Below are 4,751 nucleotides of genomic sequence, written 5' to 3' on the forward strand. Positions count from 1 at the left end.
CGCCGCGCCGCGCCCAGCCGCGCCGCGCCGCGCCGCGCTCAGCCGGCACCGCGCGGCTCCCGGTCGGTCGGTCGCACCTGATGGTCGCGGCCAAGATCCGCGCAACATCGGGGATGCTGCTGCCTCCCACCCGCCAGAGGCAGCAGCATCCGGGAAGTTGCGCGGATCTTGGCCGCCTGTCAACTGGTACGGCGGCCAAGATCGCGCTTGATCCTGGATGTAGTTCCCTCTGGTCGCGAGGAGGCCACTACATCAAGGATCTAGCACGATCTTGGGTGCGGGGTGCGGGGTGCGGGGTGCGGGGTGCGGGGTGCGGGGTGCGGGGTGCGGGGTGCGGGGTGCGAGGACGCGGGGGCGCGAGGCGCGAGGGTGCGAGGGTGCGAGGCGCGGGGCGCCGCGGTGAGGTGGAGGCGGGAGCGCGGCGGCCGGCCGGGGGCGGGGTGGGGTCAGGGCAGGTTGAAGAGGGTGGCGGCACTGTTCCAGCAGACCGCGCGTAGCCAGTCGTCGCCCAGGTCCAGGCGGGCCAGCCCGGTCACCTGGTCGGCGTACGGGTACGGGATGTTCGGGAAGTCGCTGCCCAGCAGCACCTTGCCGGCCAGCCCCAACTCGCGCAACCGGGGCAACTCCTCGGCGGGGAAGGGGACGAACTGGTCGAAGAAGGGCGTGAAGGCCATTGTGGTGTCCAGCCGGACCCGCTCGTACGTCTCGGCGAGGTCCAGGAAGGCCCGGTAGTCCGGGGCGCCCAGGTGCGCCACCACGGCGGTCAGCCGAGGGTGGCGGGCGAGCAGGGCGGCGAACGGGTCCGGGCCGGTGTTGGCGGTCCCCACCGGTGCGTGCCCGGCGTGCACCACCACCGGCACACCCGCGTCGGACAGCATTCCCCACACCGGGTCCAGCGCCGGATCGGTCGGCGCGAAGCCGCCGACCTGCAGGTGCAACTTGAACACTCGCGCGCCTTCGGCGAGGGCCGCCTCGACGTACCCGGGGGCCTCCGGCTCGGGGTAGAACGTGGCCGAGGCCAGGCACCCGGGGGTGTCGCGGGCGAAGTCCAGCGTCCAGCGGTTGAGTTCCGCCGCCATGCCCGGTCGGTGCGCGTACGCCAGGGCGCTGAACGCCCGCACCCCGAGCCGGCGCAGGTGTGCGACCCGGTCGGCGTCGCTCCACCGGTAGCGGATCGGCCACTCGGTGCCGACCAGCGGACCGGCGGCGTCGAAGTAGGCCCACACCCGACGCAGCAGGCGCGGCGGCAGGAAGTGCACGTGCACGTCGGCGAGGCCGGGCAGCCCCAGGGCGCGGCAGAACTCCGGTACGCGTTCGTCCTCGGCCGGCGGGATCGCCGGGGCCGGATCGGTCATATGTCGATGTCGAAACGGCTCAGCACCGAGGGCGCGATCAGGCCGACGGTGGCGAGCGCGGAGACGACGGTCAGCGCGATGCGCATCCCGACCACTTCGGCTTTGCTGCCGACGCGCAGGGCGATGCTGTTCGGCAGGCCGATCATCATCCACATGCGCCGCTTGATCGGGATCGGCCAGAGGATCGGCACGCCCGCTCTGGTGATCATGTCGCCGAGGATGTGCACGAAGCAGCCCACGCCCAGCGCGGTGCCGATCAGCGGATAGCCGCGTCCGCCCGGCAGGTTGGCGAAGGTGAACCAGGCCGCCCCGGCCGACGCGAGAGTGATGATCACCCATCCGGCCCGCTCGGCCCACTCGTCGAACAGCCCGCGCAGCGCCAGGCCGAACATGAAGAACAGGATGGTGATGACCGCCCACTTGCCGTACGCGGCGCAGAGCGCGGTGGTGCCCCAGCCGACCAGCAGGGTGAACGGCAGCGTGTGGGTCAGCGTCCGGTGCCCGTTGTTGCGGCGTGGGTCCCTGCTGAGCTTGGTGGCGTAGTAGACCCCGAGAGAGATCTTCTCCATCACCTCGGCGGCGAAGAGCGAGAAGACTCCAAAGGTACGGGCCACGGTGGCCCCACCCTGGTTCTTGGTCACCTTGCCCGACATGTCGAGGTCGGGAAAGAGCGCGCCACCGGCGCACACCGCGGTGCCCACCGCCAACGCGAGCGGCGACTGGTGGTAGTCGGCGAACTGCTCCAGTGCCCAGGAGCCAGCCAGCCACACCGCCGCGCCGGACAGCGCGTGTTGCGGTCCCATCATCTCGGCTCACCCTCCCCAGGGATCTTGAGCGCCCAAAACTACGCCACTGTAGTAAGCGCCGGCGCCGCAGGGGCATCACCCGGAAGGTCCACATCGGACCGTGTCAGAGGGTGGGGGTGAAGCTCTGCCGGATCATCGGCAAGTATGCCGCGTTGACCTGCCAGTCGAACTCTTCTGTCAACCACGAGACGGTGTAGGAACGGTCGGCCGAGGTGTTGGCCAACAGCCGGAAGCTGTGCACCGGAACGCCGACGGCGTTCTGCCAGCCGCACTCCCACACCGCGCCACCCTCGAAGATGTCCATCGCGGAGATGTCCACCCTGCGATAGCCGGGCAACGCCGCAGTCGCGGTCAGCCGAGCCTCCTCGGCCTTCCAGTACGCCACCGGATCCGCGCGGTCCGGCCCCGCCTCGACGCTGAGCACCCGGGACCCGCCGGATTTCCGGAAACAGGTCACCGAGCCCTCGGTCCAGCGCGCCCACCCCACCGGCGCGGCGATCCGGAACCCGGTCGGGTCGTCGTACCAGGTCCAGCCCTCGCGCAGCCCGTACTTCACGTCGGGTGGCGGTGACACCGCCACCACCGGGGTCGCCGACGGTGGCGGGGCCGACGTGCAGGCGAACGCCGCCGGCCGGGAGGTCGGCGCGCCACCACCCGAGCCGGACGGTGGGGTCCGATCATCGTGCCGGTTGACCAGAGCCAGCGTGACGCCACCCGCGACGAGCAGAGCGGTGGCCGCACCACCCAGGGCGATCAGGCGTCGTCGCCGGCCGGGTGGGCGCCGCGGGCGCGGGCCCGGGGCCGGCGTGGCCGGCTCGTCCGGCGGGGCCACCGGTTCGACCGGGTGCGGCGCGATGGCCCGCCCGGCGCTGAGGACCGCCGCGACCGCCGAGGAGCGGACCGACCCGGCGGGCTCGCCGTGGCTCGCCGCGGCGCTGCGCAACAGCGGCTCCGCCTCGGCGGCGGTCAAGCGCCGCCAGGGGTCGCGCTGCAACAGGCCGATGAGGGCGGGACGCAACGGGCCGGCCCGACGCATCGGATCCGGTGGTTCGGTGGCCAGCGCGCTGAGCGTCGCCATCGCGCTCGACCGTGCGTACGGTGACTGCCCCTCGACCGTCGCGTAGAGCGTCGCGCCCAGCGACCACATGTCGGTGCGGGCGTCGGACACCCCTTCGCGGGCCCGCTCGGGGGCGACGAACTGCGGCGAGCCGAGCACAGTGCCGGGCCCGGTCATCACACCGTCACCGCCGTCGAAGGTGGCCAGCCCGAAGTCGGTGAGTACCACCCGCCCGTCGTCGGCCACCAGCACGTTGTGCGGCTTCACGTCGCGGTGCAGCACCCCGGCCGTGTGCGCGGCGCGTAACGCGGCGAGCACCGCCAGCCCGATCCGGGCGGTGCGCTGCGGGCTCAACGGCCCCTCGGCGCTGATGATCTGCTGCACCGATCGTGACGGCACGTACTCCATCACGATCCAGGGGCTCTCCCGGTCGTGGACCACGTCGTAGAGGCGGACCACGTTGGGATGGTTGAGCCGGGCGGCGGTGCGCGCCTCACGCAGGGTTCGGAGCCGCAACTCCTCGCGCTCGGTCTCGGCCAGCCAGGACGGCGGCACGACCTCCTTCACCGCCACGTCGCGATGCAACATCTCGTCGCGAGCAAGCCACACCCGGCCCATTCCGCCGGTGCCGACCAGGTCGAGCAGCCGGTACCGACCCGCGATCAGCAACTGATGCACGGTCGCTCCCCCTCGGTCACCCCGGGATCCACGATAGCCACCAATGCCGGCTTTCTCATCCACTGAGCGGCCTCGATCCACGACGGACGGTGGTCCGGATCATGGCCATACGGTGCAGGTCAGCGGGGTGGTCGGAAACTCTTTCGCACCCGTTCCCAGTCGGCTGCGGCCCCGGCCCAGTCCTCGTCCCGGGTGATCCAACCCAGCGTCCAGCGGTCGGCACCGAGGACCTCCTGCCGGGCGTGCAGCCACGGGCCGTGCGGCGTCTGCCAACGGAGTTCCCACTCGGCTCCGCCGTCGCCCGCGGCGAGCCGGATCTCGTCGTACCCCGGCAGGGCGCCTGCCGCGGCCGCCGTCTCGCGGGCGGTCCGTAGAAGCTCCAGGGGATCGGCGGCGCCGCCGTCGGCGACGCTGAAGGCCCGGCTGGTCGCTGGGTCCTGGAAGCACGTCACCGTGCCGTCGCGGGAGGTCAGCCACGTCGCCGGTACGGAGACCCGGAAGCCGGCGGTGTCGGCGTGCCAGAGCCAGCCGGGCGGCGGCCGGAATTCCTCGCCCGGGTTCGGCGTACCGGCCTGCACGGGCGATCCGACGACGTCCGGGCGGACACAGGCGAACGGGGGCGGGGCGACGTTCCGCCCCCTCGGTGGCGGGCCGGGGCCGATCGGCCCGCCGTTGGGCGGACGGTTCGGCGACGGGGTGGACCAGCCGGTGGGGTCGCGGGGCTTGTCGTCGGCGACGGTCAGCGCGGTGGCGACGCCGGCCACGACGGCGACCAGCAGCGCGAGAGCGACCACCGCGACGCGGCGCGCGGTACGCCCGGCGGCCGCCGGATCCGGGGCCGGCGTGGCGGAGGCG

The 4,751-nt window shown here is 72.9% G+C and carries 4 protein-coding genes; all 4 read right to left on the reverse strand.

Annotation, left to right across the window (positions count from 1 at the left end; translation table 11 throughout):
* Nucleotides 1-446: 446 nt before the first annotated feature.
* Complete coding sequence (locus GUI43_RS33030; protein WP_112700702.1) at nucleotides 447-1,355, reverse strand: amidohydrolase family protein; 909 nt, start codon at nucleotides 1,353-1,355, stop codon at nucleotides 447-449.
* Nucleotides 1,352-2,161: a metal-dependent hydrolase gene (locus GUI43_RS33035; RefSeq protein ID WP_091404025.1), complete on the reverse strand. Its 810-nt coding sequence runs from the start codon at nucleotides 2,159-2,161 to the stop codon at nucleotides 1,352-1,354. The genes GUI43_RS33030 and GUI43_RS33035 overlap by 4 nt, the downstream gene beginning before the upstream one ends.
* A gap of 103 nt (nucleotides 2,162-2,264) precedes the next feature.
* A complete protein-coding gene (locus tag GUI43_RS34860; RefSeq protein ID WP_244220459.1) occupies nucleotides 2,265-3,896 on the reverse strand; it encodes a serine/threonine-protein kinase in 1,632 nt (543 codons plus the stop codon).
* Nucleotides 3,897-4,015: 119 nt separating this feature from the next.
* On the reverse strand, nucleotides 4,016-4,751 hold a 736-nt coding region (locus tag GUI43_RS34140; protein WP_502322469.1), incomplete at its 5' end, for a serine/threonine kinase C-terminal domain-containing protein.

Origin of the sequence: Micromonospora noduli, assembly GCF_003264365.1 — a bacterium.
In the GTDB taxonomy this organism is placed as follows: domain Bacteria; phylum Actinomycetota; class Actinomycetes; order Mycobacteriales; family Micromonosporaceae; genus Micromonospora; species Micromonospora noduli.

Excerpts from the sequence above, each read along its gene's own strand:
- GUI43_RS33030 (WP_112700702.1), bottom strand. The coding sequence starts at position 1,355 with ATGACCGATCCGGCCCCGGCGATCCCGCCGGCCGAGGACGAACGCGTA.
- GUI43_RS33035 (WP_091404025.1), bottom strand. The coding sequence starts at position 2,161 with ATGATGGGACCGCAACACGCGCTGTCCGGCGCGGCGGTGTGGCTGGCT.